The organism is Niveibacterium sp. (genome assembly GCF_041909475.1).
Lineage (GTDB): Bacteria > Pseudomonadota > Gammaproteobacteria > Burkholderiales > Rhodocyclaceae > Niveibacterium.
In genome coordinates, this window is the sequence record NZ_JAYRDJ010000019.1 from 60824 (window position 1) to 76186 (window position 15363).

A 15363-nucleotide genomic window follows, 5' to 3' on the forward strand; every position below is an offset into this window, starting at 1 on the left:
AATCGCCCGCATGTTGCCACCCAGAATCTACCTCGCCTCCCGCAGCCCGCGCCGCCGCGAGCTGCTGCACCAGATCGGCGTCGCGTTCGACACGCTGCTGTTCCGCGCCCCACCGCGCGAAGACGCCGACGTGGCCGAGGATGTGCTACCCGGCGAGCACCCCGACGCCTACGTGGTCCGCGTTGCCCGCGCCAAGGCGCAGGGCGGCTGGACGCGGCTCGCCTGGCGCAATCTGGTGCCACGGCCGGTGCTGTCCGCCGATACCACGATCGACCTCGACGGCGAGATCATCGGCAAGCCGGCCGACGAGGCCGATGCCGCGGCGATCCTGCGTCGCCTCGCCGGCCGCAGCCATCGTGTGCTGACCGCAATCGCGATGGCGGACGGGCAACGCATCGATCACCGGCTCTCGGTCAGCGAAGTGCGTTTCGGCGAGCTGAGTGACGAGGACATCCGGCGCTACGTGAGCAGTGGCGAGCCGATGGACAAGGCGGGCGCCTACGGCATACAGGGTCGTGCGGGCGCATTCATCGCTGAGATCCGCGGCTCCTACACCGGCATCGTCGGCCTGCCGCTGCACGAAACCGCGCAGCTGCTGCGCGAGTTCGGCTACCCGGCCTGACGCACCCGCTGCGGCATCACTCCGCGTAAAGCCGCACCGCGTTGCGGCCTTCCTTCTTGGCGCCGTACATCGCAGCATCGGCACGCCGCATCAGTTCATCCGGTGCACTCGTAGCCGCGCAGGTCATCGCCACCCCGATGCTGGCCCCCACCGCTACGTCGGCTCCGCTGTCGAGCGTGATCGGCGCCAGCACCGCTTCGCGTACCTTGTTCAGGATCGCGGTCGCGGCGTCCGCTTCGGTCACGCCGTCGAGCAGCAGCACGAATTCGTCGCCGCCCGGCCGCGCTACGGTGTCGGTGCGGCGCACCGCCCGCTCCAGCCTTTGCGCCACGACGCGCAACACATGGTCACCCGCGTCGTGTCCGTGCGTGTCATTGATCTGTTTGAACCAGTCGAGGTCGATCATGGCGAGCGCGAAGCCACGCGCCGGGTCGCGGGTGTGTTCGGCGAGCATGTTGGCGAGGCGACGGTTGAGGCCGAGGCGGTTCATCGCGCCGGTCAGGCTGTCGGTAATCGCCAGCTCCTGCGCAGCCTCCTCGGCGCGCTTGCGGTCCGAAATATCGTTCGCAAGCCCCTGCAGGGCGCCGCCGCCGGCCGGTGTCAGCACGATCTGGATCCAGCGCTGCAGGCCGCTCTCCTCCGTCAGCACGAAGTCTTCGGAGACCGAACGCTGGCGTTCAATGCAACGCGCACGCAAGGCGTCGAGCGCCGCCGCCAGCGGCGGCAGCAGCTCGGCCAGCGTGGGGCTCTCATGCGGTGAATGGGGCCCGCCCAGCACGCGAACGCAGGCGGGGTTCCAGGATTGCAGGCGGCCATCCGCAGTCAGTGTGAACAACCCGGTTTCCGCATTCTCGAAGATCAGCCGCAGGCGCTGCTCATCCAGCTCGCGCTGTTCGCGCAGGCTGCGTTCGGTGCGGATCAGCCCGGAGAAGCCGGCGATCAGCGCATTGGTGTCGCGCACCAGACGCCCGAGCTCGTCCTCATCGTGGCCCCGCGGGGTGGGAATCTCGCCGCCCTCCTTGCCCTCGATGCGATGGAGACTGTTGGAGATCAGCCGGATCGGGCGCGTCACGAACACGCTGACGGCCATCAGCGCCGCCAGCACCACCGCCAGCATCTGCCCGCCCATCAGCGCCGCCACACGCCAGGCGCGCTCATGGGCCACTTCGCGGATCAAAGCCTCACTTGGCTCGACACGGATCTCGCAGATGGTTTCGCTTTCCGAGAACGGCGAGTGGACTGCGCGTGTCAGCAGGTCGGCACCGGAAGGCGGGCCGCCCACCTCGGCGATCGTGGTCTTGCCAACGCGGATATCGGCGCGGCGGACGTAGGGATTCTTGATCAGGCCGTCGAGCGACTGTTTCGCCAGCACCCGATCATCGACGAAGCAGGCGGTGCTGACCGTGCCTTCCACCGCATCGATCAGCGCGATGCTCTGGCGCTGCATCGCCTCGCGCTCCTGCACGAGCACGAAGGGCAAGGTGGCAAGCGCAAAGGCGACACCGACCACACCGCCAACGAGCAGGATGATCGCCGTGGTGCGCAGGCCGAGATTGCGGCGGACCAGCCTCAGCATCACTTGTCCCCCAGCTCGAACACGATGCGCACGCGCGCATCGGTGCGCGAACGCTCGACGTAGCCGATGCCGCCGGGGTTGCGTTGCACCAGCGTCAACACCTCCTCGGTGCTGTCGGCCTGCACCGGCGGCGAGGCCTGGCCGGAGAAGGTAAGCCGTGCCCAGTAGGCGCGCACTTCGGCGAGGTCGCGTGACAGCAGCCGCTGATAGAACAGCTGCTTTTCCTGGCCCGAAGCACTCAGCAGATCAATCGGCCGCGCGGGCGTGCCGTCGGGCAGTTTGCGCAGCCGCCCCATGTACAGATTGATCACGTCGTCACGACTAAGGCGCGCAACGCTGCAAGCCGGGTTGACCACCACCACCAGATCCACTGCGCGCGCGGCACCGACCGGCCAGAGCAGGCTCAGGATGCAAAGCGTGGCGAAGCGGATCGTGGCCATGGTGCTAGAACACGAAATCCATGACGGCGCTGAAAACTGTCGTCTTGAAGCCGTCCGACGGCGCATCGTCGTTGAACCACAACACGATGCTGTGCCGCCCGTGGATGCGCTCCGCCTGCAGTTTCAGCGCAAGGTGACTCGCGAGATCCCAGCGCGCGCCCAGCGCGACGGTCTGCAGGTTGTTGAGGTTTGCTTCGAACATCTTGCCGACCACATCCTCCAGCGGCGCCAGCACAGGCCAGGGCGGCAGACCGGATTCGGGTTTGCTGTCGGGTGAACGCGCCGCCGACAGCAACAGGTAGGGCGTGATCGTGCCAACGCGATAGCCCAGCAGCGCAAAGCCTGCCGTGTAGGGTGGCAGCGAGTCACTGTGCGAATGGAGGTGGCTGCCTGCCAGTTGCACTTGCAATGCACCGCGCTGATACCCCAGCGACCCGGCCACGTAACCGAAGCGCTTGTCCTCCACCGACAGGCGATCTGCCAGTGCTGGGCCTCCGGGGATACCCGCGTTGCGCAGGACATCAAACACCCCAGGGAAGGGAAACTCATGCGCCACGCGAATCTGCGTGTAGCCCAGCCGCGCCGTCCACGGGTCGCCCTGGTATTCGAGGTAGGCGCCCCATAGCGGCGAATCCGCGAGGTCGAATACCGAACCCTGCGCATCGGCCACCGCCTTGCCAACTGCAAGCCCGGCATACGCTTTGAACTTCAGCGCGTCGGCGCCAAGCGGCCACAGATAACTGAGGTCGACACCGTCGAGCGACTGCATCGGGATGCCGCCGTAATAATCGGGTGCCGGGCGCACCGGCAGGTAGGAGTAGCCGATGTTGGTCGAATCGGCGAGTGGGTACACATCCAGCCCGAGTCGGCCGCCGCGCACCGTCAGCGCACTGTCGGGCGCATAGCGGAGGAAGCCCCAGCTCAGTTCCGGTCGCCACGACGCATCGTAACGGTAGCGGGACAGGGCCTGCACGACCGCCTCCCAGTCCGCCCCGATCTGATAGTTCAGTTGCACGCCGATCCGGGTGTCAACGTTTGCGGCGCCCGCGCCGCCCTTGACGCCAGTCGGGGCTTGCGTGACATCACGCCGGTACTCGATCCCGTCGGCACTGGCCCACGTACCGCCCAGAGTGCCGAAGCCGGCGAGCCGCCATGGGCGATCAGCTGCTTCGTCCGCGCGAGACGACGCCCCACAGGCAAAGCACAGCGCCGCGAGCATCACGCGGGTTTTTGCGACAGCGCTCACCAGCCCCTCCGCTGATTGCCGGCCGGCTGCCGGCACTGAGGGTTAACGGCTGCCCGTTGCGGCGGCTTTAGCCCGGCCGATCAGGCGGCCATGCCGGCGCTGTAGGCGCTCGCCCAGGCCCACTGAAAATTGTAGCCGCCCAGCCAGCCGGTCACGTCCATCACCTCGCCAACGAAGTAGAGCCCCGGCACGGCCTTGGCCATCATCGTTTTCTGGTCCAGCGCGCGGGTGTCGACGCCGCCCGCCGTCACCTCCGCCTTGCGGTAGCCCTCGGAGCCTGCCGGCACCAGCTGCCACGCGTTCAGGCGCTGCGCCAGCTCGCGCAGTGCGCGATCCGGCATATCGGCCAGCGGCCGGCCGGCGTAGCCACTGGCGGCGGCCCAGTGTTCCGCAAGGCGGCGCGGCAGCCACTGCGCCAGGGCGTTCTGCAGCTGCTGCTTGTTCCCTGGCTTGGCGGCCAGCAGCGCTTCGGCAAGATCGGTGTCGGGCGCGAGATTCAGCGTGATCGCCTCACCCGGGCTCCAGAACGACGAAATCTGCAGGATCGCGGGGCCAGACAGACCGCGATGGGTGAACAGCAGATCCTCGCGAAAATGCCCACGGCGCTTGCCGCTGCCGCCTGAGACCTCCACCTCAAGCGACACCCCGGAGAGCTCGGCAAAAGGCGCCCAATCAGCTGCAGCGACGGTCAGCGGCACCAGTGCGGCGCGCGGCGGCACAAGGGGCAGATCGAACTGCTTCGCCAGCCGGAAGCCGAAATCGGTGGCCCCGATCTTCGGTATCGAAAGTCCGCCAGTCGCCACCACCAGCGATGCCACCTCGATGCGACCCAGGCTGGTCTCCAGGCTGAAACCAGCCTCGTCCTGCGCCACCTCACCGACGCGGCAAGGCCGACGCCACGCCACGCCGCCGGCCGCGCATTCGGCCACCAGCAGGTCGATGATCTGCTGCGCGCTGTCATCGCAGAACAGCTGGCCCTTGTGCTTTTCATGCCAGCGTACGCCGTGGCGTTCGATCAGGTCGAGGAAATCGCGCGGGGTGTAGCGCGACAGCGCAGAACGGCAGAAGTGGGGATTGTCCGACAGGTAGTTGGCCGGGCTGGCCTGCAGGTTGGTGAAGTTGCAGCGCCCGCCACCCGAGATGCGGATCTTTTCCGCCAGATGCTCGGCGTGGTCGATCAGCACCACCCGCCGGCCGCGTTGCCCGGCCACCGCCGCCGCCATCATGCCGGCCGCGCCTGCGCCGATCACCGCCACATCGAACTGTTCTGCCATGCCGCACTCCAAGGAGAGCGCGAGATCTTACCGGGCCGGCGCCACGCCGGGCGGTTAGAATGAAGCGCCACCCGGGTCCGCGGCGCCGCCGGTGTGCGATGCGGGAGCACCTCCGCAAGGGGGTGCTCCCGCATCACACTTCGAAGCGTCACCATGAGCGAATCATTCCTGATCAATTTCACGCCGCAGGAAACCCGGGTCGCGATGCTGCTGAACGGCGTCGTGCAGGAACTGCATATCGAACGCGAACACTCGCGCGGCTTTGTCGGCAACGTCTATCTGGGGCGCGTGGTCCGCGTGCTGCCGGGCATGCAATCGGCCTTCATCGACATCGGCCTCGAACGCACCGCCTTCCTGCATGTGGCGGACATCTGGTTCGACCGCCACGCTGGTGAAGTGCAGCGGCCGATCGAGAAGATCCTGCACGAGGGGCAGAACCTCGTCGTGCAGGTCCTGAAAGACCCGATCGGCACCAAGGGCGCGCGACTCTCCACGCAGATCAGCATTGCCGGCCGGCTGCTCGTGTACCTGCCGCAGGAAAAGCACATCGGCATTTCGCAACGCATCGAAAGTGAGGAAGGCCGCCTCGCGCTGCGCGAGCGCCTGCACCAGCTGGTGCCGGCCGACGAGAGCGGCGGCTTCATCGTGCGCACGATGGCCGAACGTGCCAGCAACGAAGAACTTGGCGCCGACATCGCCTACCTGCGCAAGATCTGGAGCGAGATCAAGAGCCGCTCGGTCGGCGCACATCCGCCGCTGGCGCTGTACCACGACCTGAACCTTGCTCAGCGCGTGCTGCGCGATCTGGTGACGCCCGAGACCGAAAAGATCGTGATCGACTCGCGCGAGAACTTCCAGAAGCTCAACGCCTTCGCTACCGAGTACATGCCGCAGGTGGTGCCCCTGCTCGACCACTACACCGGCGAGCGCACACTGTTCGATCTGCACGGAGTGGAGGACGAGATCCAGAAGGCGCTGTCACGCCGCGTGGATCTGAAGAGCGGCGGCTACCTGATTGTGGACCAGACCGAAGCGCTGACCACGATCGATGTAAACACCGGCGGTTTCGTCGGCGCGCGCACCTTCGACGATACGGTCTTCAAGACCAACCTCGAAGCCACGCTCGCGATCGCGCGCCAGCTGCGGCTGCGCAACCTCGGCGGCATCATCCTGATCGACTTCATCGACATGGAAAGCGACGAGCACCGCGCGGCCGTGCTGGCCGAACTTAACAAGGCTCTGTCGAAAGACCACACCAAGGTGTCGGTCGGCGGCTTCACCTCGCTGGGCCTGGTCGAGATGACGCGCAAGCGCACCCGCGAATCGCTCGCCCACATCCTGTGCGAGCCCTGCCCCACCTGCAGCGGCCGCGGCGAGATCAAGACCTCGCGCACCGTGGCTTACGAGGTCCTGCGTGAACTCGTGCGCGAAGCACGCCAGTTCAACGCCAAGGAATACCGCGTACTCGCCGCGCCGTCGGTGATCGACCTCTTCCTCGACGAAGAGTCGCAGGCGCTCGCGATGCTGTCGGACTTCATCGGCAAGCCGATCTCGCTGCAGGCGGAAACCAGCTACAACCCCGAGCAGTTCGACATCGTGTTGCTGTGACGCCCACGCGAACTCGCCCCCAACCCGCACCGGATGCCCTTGGCGATGAAGATTGACGCCGTAATTTTCGACATGGACGGCCTGCTGCTCGATAGCGAGCGCGTGTCCTATGCCTGTGGGCGGGAGGCATGCGAGGCGCTCGGCCTGCCGTGGCGCGAGGAAACCGCGCTGGCGATGATCGGGCGCAACGCACGCGACAACGCGCTGCTGCTGGAAGGCCTGTTCGGCGATCCGCGCCATGTGGATGCACACGCCGCCGAGTTCGCGCGACGCTACGAAGCATTGATCGCGGCCGGTGCGATTCCGCTCAAGCCTGGTGTGACCGAACTGCTCGAACTGCTCGATCGCCGCGCGCTGCCGCGGGCCGTTGCCACCTCGACGAGTCACGCGCGGGCGCTGTTCAAGCTGGAGCGCGTGGGCCTCGCGGCGCGCATGCATGCTGTCATCGGCGGCGATCAGGTGCCACTGGGCAAGCCTGCGCCGGACATCTTTCTTGCGGCCGCCGAGCGCCTTGGCGTTGCGCCGGCGAACTGCCTCGCACTGGAGGACTCCAACGCGGGCGCGCGTGCCGCGCTTGCCGCCGGCATGCAGGTGCGCATGGTGCCCGACCTGCTGGCACCGGACGACGATGTGATCGCCGCCGGAGCGCGCATCCTGCCCTCTCTGTTCGCTGTGATCGAGGAACTCGCATGAAGTGGCTGATCCTTCCGCTGCTGCTCGGCGCCTGCAGCGCGCTGGCGCAAAGCCCGGGCGTATCGCCCGGTGCCAACGGCACGCCACCGGGCGCTGGCCCGACCGGCTCCACCGCGTTCTGCCTGTTCGCCCTGCCGGCCGAGAACGGCACCCAACGCTGGGTGAACCTGGGCATCGTGCAGTACGTCGAAGCGCGCGCCGATGCGGTGCAGATCACCTACGGCGGCGGGAATCTGGGCAGCGGCTATGACGCGAAGATCCCGGTGAAATCGCCCGACGAAGCGCGTGCGGTGATGCAACGCCTGCGCCAGACGGCCGAGGACTGCGCCCGCCGACCCGCCCCCGCAGCCTTGCCCAACCGGGAGGAGGCACGATGAAACTGATCGGCATGCTCGATTCGCCCTATGTGCGCCGCGTGGCCGTATCGGCCCGGCTGATGGGCGTCGCACTCGAACACGAATCGGTGTCGGTATTCCGGCACATGGATCGCTTCGCCGCGATCAACCCCTTGATCAAGGCGCCCACGCTGATCTGCGACGACGGCGGCATCCTGATGGACAGCACGCTGATCCTCGACCATGTCGAAGCGCAGGCGCTTGCCGCACGCCGCCTGACGCCCGCCGGCGGCGCTGCGCGACAACAGGCGCTGTACCGCGTCGGGGTGGCGCTGGTGGCGATGGAGAAGGCGGTGCAGTGGTACTACGAAATCAGCCTGCGACCGGAGGCAAAACGCTGGGACGACTGGATCGCCCGCATCCGCCAGCAGTTGCAGCGCGCCTTCGAGTTGCTCGAAGCGGCCTTGCCGGCGGAAGGCTGGTTCGGCGGCGAGCGCCCCGATGCCGCCGACGTGGCCTGCGCCGTGGCCTGGCGCTTCACGCATTTCGTGCTGCCGGGCCAGCTCGATCTGGCGCACTTTCCACGCATCGCGGCGCACTCGGCGCGCGCCGAGGCCCTGCCCGAATTCATCGCCTGCCCGCTGGAATGAGAAAGGCCGCCTTATGGCGGCCTTTTCGGCTACGGCGCTTGAGTCGTCAGCGTTCCATGATCTGGACGATGTCGTCCTTCGGCACCATCGTCGCCTTGCCGTCGGCGTCCTTCAGCTTGTACATGCCGCTCTTCTCGTCCAGCTGAGGCTTGCCGTCCGATACCAGCATGCGGCCTTCCTTGGTGCTCAGGATGTACTGGCTGCCGCCGCACGCGGCGAGTCCGAGCGACAGTGCAACTGCCGTCACCACGGCCATCGATACCTGTTTCATCTCCAAACCTCCCTTGGTGCGTTGATGGTTGCCGACCCGTGCTTGTTCTTGGGGGTCGCAAAACAAGCCTAGACCAGCAAATCCGGGCCTGCCACCGCGATTCCCGCCGCTGCCCGTACAATCTCACCTTTGACTGGTTTGCTCGAACATGATCGGACGCCTGCGCGGCACCCTCGCCGAAAAGAACCCGCCACAGATCCTGCTGGATGTGGGCGGCATCGGCTATGAACTGGAGGTGCCGATGAGCACCTTCTACAACCTGCCCGCCACCGGCCAGCCGGTGAGCTTGCACACCCACCTGGCGGTGCGCGAGGACGGGCACTTCCTGTACGGTTTCGGTTCGGAAGATGAACGCGTGGCCTTCCGCCAGTTGCTGAAGATCTCCGGCATCGGTGCGCGAACCGCGCTGGCCGTGCTGTCCGGCCTGTCGGTAACGGAGCTCGCGCAGGTAGTCGCATCGCAGGAACCGGGCCGCCTGACCAAGGTGCCGGGCATCGGCAAGAAAACCGCCGAACGCCTGCTGCTCGAACTGCGCGACAAGCTGCCCAAGGCGCTGCCCGCCGCGCATGCGCATGCCGCCAGCGCCGCCGGTGGCGCGCAGGGCGACATCGCCAACGCGCTGCTGGCGCTCGGCTACAACGACAAGGAAGCGCAGGCGGCGATGAAGCAACTGCCCACCGACATCGGCGTCTCCGACGGCATCCGCGCAGCGCTGAAGCTGCTCTCCAAAGTCTGATCCGCGCCGCGACGGGCGTCGCGCGCCTTACCTGCAGGACGCATCATGAACGCTGAAATCGAAATCCACCGCCCGCTCGACGACGACGAGCTCGACACGCTGGATGACCTGCTAAGCCAGTTCCCGGATTCGCTGTCGCTCGAAGAGATGGACGGCCTGTTCTGTGCGCTGGTGGTCGGCCCCGAAGTCGTATCGCCCTCCGAATGGGTGCCGGCGGTGCTGGGCAGCGAAAAGCCAGAATGGGAGTCCGATGCCCAGGCGCGCCAGACGATCGAGCTGCTGATGCGGCACTGGAACACCGTGGCGACCGGCTTCCGCGAGGACTGGTCGGGCGTCAGCGCGGAAGAAGGTTCGGAGTCGATGTACTTCCCGCTGCTTGACGACCCGGAGGAAAGCGGCCACCCGCTCGCCGAAGGCTGGGCACGCGGCTTCCGCGATGGCCTGGAGTGGATGGACGACGCGCACTGGGATGCGCTGGAAGAGGACGAAGACTGCGTCACGCTGCTGAACCTGATCGCGGCGATGGACTCGGGCGAAAAATCCCCCGGCCACCCGCTTTCCGACGACGAGCGCGACGAGATCCTGAGCCCGCTGGTGGCTGGCCTGCAGTACCTGTACGCCTTCTGGCGCCGCTATCTGCGCGTGATCACCGCACCACGCGTGCCGATGCGCGCACCGGAGTTGCCGGGCCGCAATGATGTGTGCCCGTGCGGCAGTGGCAAGAAGTTCAAGAAGTGCTGCGGCTCGCCGGAAAAGCTCCACTGACCACACCTCGGTGCCCTGAGGCCGGTTCGCCGCCGGCCGAGCATTGCGCCCGCCTGCCATGCGGGCCGACATCCCTCGCCCGCTCCTGATGTCCGCTCACCCGATCCGCAGTTACGCCCTGTTGTTCGCCTCGATGGCCGTCGTTGGCAGCTATGTCGCGCTGTCGAAACCGCTCGTCGCCGCGCTGCCGGTGTTCCTGCTCGCCTGGCTGCGCTTCGGCATCGGCGGACTGGCCATGCTGCGGCAAACGCTGCCACAGCCCGGCGAGCACATCAGCCGCGCAACCTGGCGCGCGCTGTTCCTGCAGAGCTTCTTCGGCAACTTCCTGTTCTCGATCTGCATGCTGTACGGCGTGTCGAAGACTTCGGCCACCGCTGCCGGCGTGATTCTCGCGACGCTACCGGCAATGGTTGCCCTGCAGTCGCGCGTGATCCTCGGCGAGCGGCTGGCGCCACGCAACCTGGCCGCGGTGCTGCTGGCCGTCGCCGGCATCGCAACGCTGGGGCTATCGAAAGGCGAGGCGGGCAGCAACTCGCTCGCCGGCAATCTGCTGCTGATCGGTGCGGTGGCCTGCGAGGCCGCCTATGTGGTGATCGGCAAGCGGGTATCCGCCCACCTGCCGCCGCTGCGCGTGTCCGCGCTGATCAACCTCGTCGGCCTGTTGTTGATGACGCCGTTCGGGTTGTGGCAAGCAACGAGTTTCAACTTCGCCAGCGTGCCGGCAAGCATGTGGTGGCTGCTGCTGTTCTACGCACTCGGCGCCAGCGTGTTTTCAGTGTGGCTTTGGATGAGCGGGCTACGCGGCGTGCCGGCCAACCACGCTGGCGTATTCACGATTGCGCTGCCGCTGGCCTCCAGCGCAGTGGGTGTGATCTTTCTCGGGGAGACGCTGCACCTGCCGCACTTCATCGCCTTCGGCTGCGCCGTAGCGGGGGTGCTGCTGGTGGCGTGGCCCGGCAAGCGCGGTTGAGCTTCAGTCTGCGCGCAACATGCGCAAGCGCTGGTTGATTGAGGGCAGCGCCTTGAGCAACTCATCGGGCGGCAGCGCGCACGCGATCAGGTAACCCTGCGCCAGCTCGCAACCAAGCTCGCGCAGGAGCTGCCAGTCTTCGAGCGTTTCGACCCCTTCGGCAACCGTGCCAAGTTTGAGCCGCTGGCCGATCTCGATAGCCGAGGCAAGCAAGGTGCGCAGATGCGGCCGTTGCCACGCACCGGTGACGAAGGAGCGGTCCACCTTGAGTTCAGAGAACGGCAGCTTCGAGAGCTGTTGCATCGACGAGTAGCCGGTACCGTAGTCGTCGATCGATAGGCCACAGCCGCGTAGCCGCAAGCGCACCAGGCAACCGGTGGCGAGTGCGGCATCGGCCGCCATCGCAGTTTCTGTTACCTCGAACATGAAGTGGTGCGCATCGATGCCGGAGGATTCAACACGCCGGATCAGGCCGTCGGTGAGCACCACATCGTGCAGCGATGCCGGCGACAAGTTGATCGCGACCGAGAGCTGCAGGCCGCGCGCCTGCCACATACGCAGCGCCTCGATCGATTTGTCCAGCATCTGCAGCGTGAGTTGCGACATCAGCCCATGCTGTGCGGCGAGTGGAATGAATTCATCCGGCGGTACCACGCCGCGCGCCGGCGACACCCAGCGGGCCAGCGCTTCCACACTCTTGACCATGCCCAGCTGCAGCGATGCCTTGGGCTGGAAGAACGGCTGCACTTCTCCGGCGTCCAGCGCACGCTTGAATTCTTCCGCAGGCACATTCGGAGCCTGGCGCCCCTCGCGCGGCGCGCTCTTGCGTTCGGCGTCGAGACCCTGCAGCGCCTTCAACAGCGCCTCACGCGACACCGGCTTCTGCAACGCACCGAGCAAGGGCAGGCCGAGGCTGTCGATCATCGAGGCGACCGCACTGATCAGCACGTCTTCCTTCGAACTCGCCAGCACGATGGCCGGCGGCAAGGGCAACTCCGCAAGGTGCTGAATCAGTTCGACGCCATCCATGCCCGGCATCTCGAGATCGATCACCATCAGCGCCGGTTGCGGCAGCAGCTGCGCAAGGCGTGCGAGTGCATCGGCACCCTCGTTCGCCTCGAAGATGCGGCTCACACCGAGCGCCTGCAGATGTTCGATCAGCGCCATGCGCTGCAGCGCGCTGTCATCGACGACCAGCACACCGCGGCCGAGCAGTTCGGCCGATAGCGGTAGTTCAGCGACCATAGGCAACAATCGCGTTGGGAATCTTGTCGAGCCCGAGCAGCTCCTGCACACCACCGTGGCGCACCGCTTCCTTGGGCATGCCGAACACCACACAGCTCGCTTCGTCCTGCCCCAGCGTGCGGGCACCGGCGTCGAACATTTCCTTCAAGCCACGCGCACCGTCGTCACCCATGCCGGTCATGATGATGCCCAGCGCGTTCGGCCCGGCCGACTTGGCCACCGAGCGGAACAGCACATCGACCGACGGCCGGTGGCGCGACACCAGCGGGCCGTCGATGACCTCGACCACATACTGAGCGCCATTGCGCTTGACCAGGGTATGCCGCCCACCCGGCGCAATCAGCGCGCGCCCGGTGTGGATGCGGTCTCCGGTCGCAGCCTCCTTGACCTCGATCTGCGACAGGCTGTTCAAGCGCGCGGCGAAGCTGCTGGTGAAGCGCTCCGGCATATGCTGCACGATCACCAGGCCGGGCGCGGTGCGCGGCAGCGCCGGCAGCACGTATTCGAGCGCCTGGGTGCCGCCGGTGGAGACGCCGATCGCGACGAAGCGATCGGTCGTGCGCGCCATTGCAGCGCTGGGTCGCGGCGCCGACATGATCGCGTCGGCCGTGAGTTTGGGGGTCGCAAGTTTCACGTTGAGGCGCCGCGGATTCGCCGCCGCAGCCGCACGGATCGCCCCTGCAAGCTCGTCCTCGTTGTCGCGCAGGAAGCCGCCGACGCCGATCTGCGGCTTGGTGATGATGCTCACCGCGCCCGCCTCGAGCGCTTCCATCGTGATCTGCGCGCCCTTCTCGGTCAGAGAAGAACAGATCACCGTAGGCGTGGGCCGCTGCTGCATGATCTGCTTGAGGAAGGTGATGCCGTCCATGCGCGGCATCTCCACGTCGAGCAACAGCACATCCGGCCAGTTCTTCTGCATCTGCGCGAGCGCGAAGATCGGGTCCGACGCGGTCGCGATCACCGAGATATCCGGGTGCTGGCGCAGCACTTCCTGCACCACCTGACGTACCACCGCGGAATCGTCCACCACCATCACACGGATCATTGTTCAAACCCTTTCGCGGGAAGCTGGATCGCGCCCTGGCGGTGACTGACCCACACATCGCCGGTGCCGACCATGAAACGCAGCACGCGGTGGCCAGTGCCTTCCACATGCTCACGCACGATTGTCAGGCCGGATTGACCGAGCAGGTCGCGCAGGGCGCGCACATTGTCGCCACCGACTTCGGAGCCGCTGGCAAACACCTGCGCACCGCCGAACAGTTTGCACTGGCACTCGGTCACGCTGATGCCGTGATCGCGCAGGCTGTTCTGCATCGCGCGCCACGCCTCATCGGCAAAACGCGTGTCCTCGGCCGGCGCGCCATTCCGCCGCCTTGCCCCCCTGTGCGCCGGCAGCACGATATGGCTCATCACGCCAATGCGGCGCAGCGGATGCCACAGCGTTACCGCGACACAGGAGCCGAGGATCGCGCGCAGTTCGTCCTCGGGCCCGCCGACCACGATGTCGCCTGCATGCACATGGCGGATCATGCTGACACCACCCGGTAGACGGAGTGGCCCTCGGCACGCAAGGGCAGATCTAGCTCCTGCAAACTCTCCGAACGGCCGATGAAAAGCCAGCCGCCGACCGGCATGCGTTCGATCACGCGCAGCACGATCTCGCGCTTTGCCGCCGCGTCGAAGTAGATCAGTACATTGCGCAGGAACACCACATCGAAGCGACCCAAGGTGGGGCGGCTGTCGAACAGGTTGTGCTGCAGAAAGCTCACGCGCTCGCGCAGTGCGCGCTCGATGAGCAGGTAACCCTCGTACTGCCCGGTACCGCGCCGGCAGTAGCTGCGCAGGAAGTGCCGCGGCATCGCATCGAGCCGTGCCTGGCGATAGAGCCCACGCCGCGCGTGCTGCACCATGCGCTGCGACAGATCGGTGCCGACCAGGTCCCAGCCCTCGCGCCCGACGACATGGTCGAGCTGCATGGCAAGGCTGTAGCACTCTTCACCCGATGAGCATGCAGCCGACCATAACCGCAGCGGACGACGCGTAATGCTCGGCAGCACCCAGTCCGCCAGCAGTTCGAAGTGCAGAGGCTCGCGGAAAAAGTAGGTTTCGTTGGTGGTCAGCAGATCGACCGCATGCTGTCGCTCTTCCTCGGCCTCGGGCGACAGCAGCAGGTCACAGTAGGCATCGAAGTCCGGCAGCCGATGATGCACCAGCCGCTTGCGCAAGCGGCTGGCAACCAGGGCCTGCTTCTGCGAACTCAATGCGATGCCGCTCGCTTCCCTGAAGAAGCGCTGCAGGCGCCCGAAGGCGCGCGTGCCGATGGTCTGTTCCGGGTTCATCGCCACACACATCGTGTCCGACATCGTCAGCCTGGCTGGGCCCCCGCTGCGATGCCGATCATCTGTTCGAGTTCTTCAGCGGACAGCACCTTGTCGAGATCGAGCGCGACGACAAAGCGGTTGCCCAGGCGCAGCATGCCGGCAACGAAGTCGGCGCGGATACCGGAGCCGAAGTTCGGCCGCGTCTCGATCTGCGCCGCTTCAACGTCCACCACTTCGTCGACCGCATCGACGATCACACCGAGCGCCTGCAGGCCGTCCTCCGTTTCGACTTCGACGATCACGATGCAGGTGCGCCGCCCGACCTCGGTTGCGGCGCGCCCAAAGCGCACCGAGAGATCGATCACCGGCACCACCGCACCACGCAGGTTGATGACACCGGCGAGGAAGCCGGGCGTCAGCGGGATGCTGGTGAGTCCGGGAAACTCGATGATCTCGCGGATCGACTGGATCGAGATCGCGAAGCGCTCATCGCCCAGCCGGAAGGTCAGGTATTGCTGCGGTGCAGCCACGGGCGCCTCCGACACCGCTTGCCGCGTCGTGACCGGCTTGCCCGCTGCGGGGGTTGGCAAAGTCGTCATTGCATTCCC

Annotated in this window: 18 protein-coding genes; 8 read left to right on the forward strand and 10 right to left on the reverse strand. The window is 66.5% G+C overall.

From position 1 onward, the window contains the following. Positions 1-10 precede the first annotated feature (10 nt). Positions 11-622, forward strand: coding sequence for a nucleoside triphosphate pyrophosphatase (locus tag ACE3P0_RS13500; RefSeq protein WP_172203239.1), 612 nt, complete (start codon positions 11-13; stop codon positions 620-622). Positions 623-638: 16 nt separating this feature from the next. Here ACE3P0_RS13500 and ACE3P0_RS13505 read toward each other — a convergent pair whose 3' ends face one another. The 4 genes from ACE3P0_RS13505 to ACE3P0_RS13520 all read right to left on the reverse strand — a co-directional run bounded on the left by ACE3P0_RS13505 (position 639) and on the right by ACE3P0_RS13520 (position 5158). After that, positions 639-2198, reverse strand: coding sequence for a diguanylate cyclase (locus ACE3P0_RS13505; RefSeq protein WP_374403190.1), 1560 nt, complete (start codon positions 2196-2198; stop codon positions 639-641). Next, positions 2198-2638 (reverse strand): hypothetical protein, encoded by a 441-nt coding sequence (locus tag ACE3P0_RS13510; protein WP_374403191.1) that lies wholly within the window; start codon positions 2636-2638, stop codon positions 2198-2200. Before ACE3P0_RS13510 ends, ACE3P0_RS13505 begins: the two co-directional genes overlap by 1 nt. A 4-nt stretch (positions 2639-2642) precedes the next feature. Continuing rightward, a complete protein-coding gene (locus ACE3P0_RS13515; protein ID WP_374403192.1) occupies positions 2643-3884 on the reverse strand; it encodes a hypothetical protein in 1242 nt (413 codons plus the stop codon). A gap of 80 nt (positions 3885-3964) precedes the next feature. Continuing rightward, the gene (locus tag ACE3P0_RS13520) at positions 3965-5158 is read right to left on the reverse strand and encodes an NAD(P)/FAD-dependent oxidoreductase (RefSeq protein WP_374403194.1); all 1194 of its coding nucleotides are present in this window, start codon (positions 5156-5158) and stop codon (positions 3965-3967) included. 153 nt (positions 5159-5311) lie between these two features. Between ACE3P0_RS13520 and rng the strand changes: the two genes are divergently transcribed. From rng to ACE3P0_RS13540, 4 genes are read left to right on the forward strand one after another with little or no spacing between them, the layout of a single operon-like run. Further along, positions 5312-6766, forward strand: a complete 1455-nt coding sequence (gene rng / locus ACE3P0_RS13525) for a ribonuclease G (protein ID WP_374403195.1) — start codon at positions 5312-5314, stop codon at positions 6764-6766. 45 nt (positions 6767-6811) lie between these two features. Beyond that, positions 6812-7459, forward strand: a complete 648-nt coding sequence (locus ACE3P0_RS13530; protein WP_374403196.1) for an HAD family hydrolase — start codon at positions 6812-6814, stop codon at positions 7457-7459. Continuing rightward, complete coding sequence (locus ACE3P0_RS13535; protein ID WP_374403197.1) at positions 7456-7836, forward strand: hypothetical protein; 381 nt, start codon at positions 7456-7458, stop codon at positions 7834-7836. Before ACE3P0_RS13530 ends, ACE3P0_RS13535 begins: the two co-directional genes overlap by 4 nt. Further along, positions 7833-8444, forward strand: coding sequence for a glutathione S-transferase family protein (locus tag ACE3P0_RS13540; protein ID WP_374403198.1), 612 nt, complete (start codon positions 7833-7835; stop codon positions 8442-8444). The genes ACE3P0_RS13535 and ACE3P0_RS13540 overlap by 4 nt, the downstream gene beginning before the upstream one ends. 46 nt (positions 8445-8490) lie before the next feature. Here the strand turns inward: ACE3P0_RS13540 and ACE3P0_RS13545 are convergent, their stop codons facing one another. Next, positions 8491-8715, reverse strand: a complete 225-nt coding sequence (locus ACE3P0_RS13545) for a YgdI/YgdR family lipoprotein (protein ID WP_374403200.1) — start codon at positions 8713-8715, stop codon at positions 8491-8493. 148 nt (positions 8716-8863) lie between these two features. Here ACE3P0_RS13545 and ruvA point away from each other — a divergent pair, with 148 nt between their 5' ends. The 3 genes from ruvA (at position 8864) to ACE3P0_RS13560 (ending at position 11186) form a co-directional block, all read left to right on the forward strand. After that, on the forward strand, positions 8864-9451 hold the full coding sequence (ruvA, locus tag ACE3P0_RS13550; RefSeq protein ID WP_374403202.1) for a Holliday junction branch migration protein RuvA: 588 nt from the start codon (positions 8864-8866) through the stop codon (positions 9449-9451). 45 nt (positions 9452-9496) lie between these two features. Continuing rightward, positions 9497-10216: a UPF0149 family protein gene (locus tag ACE3P0_RS13555; protein ID WP_374403203.1), complete on the forward strand. Its 720-nt coding sequence runs from the start codon at positions 9497-9499 to the stop codon at positions 10214-10216. Positions 10217-10304: 88 nt separating this feature from the next. Further along, the gene (locus ACE3P0_RS13560) at positions 10305-11186 is read left to right on the forward strand and encodes a DMT family transporter (RefSeq protein WP_374403204.1); all 882 of its coding nucleotides are present in this window, start codon (positions 10305-10307) and stop codon (positions 11184-11186) included. Positions 11187-11189: 3 nt separating this feature from the next. On the opposite strand, the gene ACE3P0_RS13565 is transcribed toward ACE3P0_RS13560, so the two are convergent. From ACE3P0_RS13565 to ACE3P0_RS13585, 5 genes are read right to left on the reverse strand one after another with little or no spacing between them, the layout of a single operon-like run. Next, positions 11190-12431, reverse strand: a complete 1242-nt coding sequence (locus ACE3P0_RS13565) for an EAL domain-containing protein (RefSeq protein WP_374403205.1) — start codon at positions 12429-12431, stop codon at positions 11190-11192. Beyond that, complete coding sequence (locus tag ACE3P0_RS13570) at positions 12421-13476, reverse strand: chemotaxis response regulator protein-glutamate methylesterase (protein ID WP_374403206.1); 1056 nt, start codon at positions 13474-13476, stop codon at positions 12421-12423. The genes ACE3P0_RS13565 and ACE3P0_RS13570 overlap by 11 nt, the downstream gene beginning before the upstream one ends. Next, positions 13473-13964, reverse strand: a complete 492-nt coding sequence (locus ACE3P0_RS13575; protein WP_374403207.1) for a chemotaxis protein CheD — start codon at positions 13962-13964, stop codon at positions 13473-13475. The genes ACE3P0_RS13570 and ACE3P0_RS13575 overlap by 4 nt, the downstream gene beginning before the upstream one ends. Beyond that, positions 13961-14797, reverse strand: a complete 837-nt coding sequence (locus ACE3P0_RS13580; protein ID WP_374403208.1) for a protein-glutamate O-methyltransferase CheR — start codon at positions 14795-14797, stop codon at positions 13961-13963. Before ACE3P0_RS13580 ends, ACE3P0_RS13575 begins: the two co-directional genes overlap by 4 nt. Positions 14798-14799: 2 nt before the next feature. After that, positions 14800-15354 (reverse strand): chemotaxis protein CheW, encoded by a 555-nt coding sequence (locus ACE3P0_RS13585; RefSeq protein ID WP_374403209.1) that lies wholly within the window; start codon positions 15352-15354, stop codon positions 14800-14802. Positions 15355-15363 lie beyond the last annotated feature (9 nt).

Coding starts and splice junctions, on each gene's coding strand:
- ACE3P0_RS13500 (WP_172203239.1), top strand. CDS start 11: ATGTTGCCACCCAGAATCTACCTCGCCTCCCGCAGCCCGCGCCGCCGC.
- ACE3P0_RS13505 (WP_374403190.1), bottom strand. CDS start 2,198: ATGCTGAGGCTGGTCCGCCGCAATCTCGGCCTGCGCACCACGGCGATC.
- ACE3P0_RS13510 (WP_374403191.1), bottom strand. CDS start 2,638: ATGGCCACGATCCGCTTCGCCACGCTTTGCATCCTGAGCCTGCTCTGG.
- ACE3P0_RS13520 (WP_374403194.1), bottom strand. CDS start 5,158: ATGGCAGAACAGTTCGATGTGGCGGTGATCGGCGCAGGCGCGGCCGGC.
- rng (WP_374403195.1), top strand. CDS start 5,312: ATGAGCGAATCATTCCTGATCAATTTCACGCCGCAGGAAACCCGGGTC.
- ACE3P0_RS13530 (WP_374403196.1), top strand. CDS start 6,812: ATGAAGATTGACGCCGTAATTTTCGACATGGACGGCCTGCTGCTCGAT.
- ACE3P0_RS13535 (WP_374403197.1), top strand. CDS start 7,456: ATGAAGTGGCTGATCCTTCCGCTGCTGCTCGGCGCCTGCAGCGCGCTG.
- ACE3P0_RS13540 (WP_374403198.1), top strand. CDS start 7,833: ATGAAACTGATCGGCATGCTCGATTCGCCCTATGTGCGCCGCGTGGCC.
- ACE3P0_RS13545 (WP_374403200.1), bottom strand. CDS start 8,715: ATGAAACAGGTATCGATGGCCGTGGTGACGGCAGTTGCACTGTCGCTC.
- ruvA (WP_374403202.1), top strand. CDS start 8,864: ATGATCGGACGCCTGCGCGGCACCCTCGCCGAAAAGAACCCGCCACAG.
- ACE3P0_RS13555 (WP_374403203.1), top strand. CDS start 9,497: ATGAACGCTGAAATCGAAATCCACCGCCCGCTCGACGACGACGAGCTC.
- ACE3P0_RS13560 (WP_374403204.1), top strand. CDS start 10,305: ATGTCCGCTCACCCGATCCGCAGTTACGCCCTGTTGTTCGCCTCGATG.
- ACE3P0_RS13565 (WP_374403205.1), bottom strand. CDS start 12,431: ATGGTCGCTGAACTACCGCTATCGGCCGAACTGCTCGGCCGCGGTGTG.
- ACE3P0_RS13570 (WP_374403206.1), bottom strand. CDS start 13,476: ATGATCCGTGTGATGGTGGTGGACGATTCCGCGGTGGTACGTCAGGTG.
- ACE3P0_RS13575 (WP_374403207.1), bottom strand. CDS start 13,964: ATGATCCGCCATGTGCATGCAGGCGACATCGTGGTCGGCGGGCCCGAG.
- ACE3P0_RS13580 (WP_374403208.1), bottom strand. CDS start 14,797: ATGTCGGACACGATGTGTGTGGCGATGAACCCGGAACAGACCATCGGC.
- ACE3P0_RS13585 (WP_374403209.1), bottom strand. CDS start 15,354: ATGACGACTTTGCCAACCCCCGCAGCGGGCAAGCCGGTCACGACGCGG.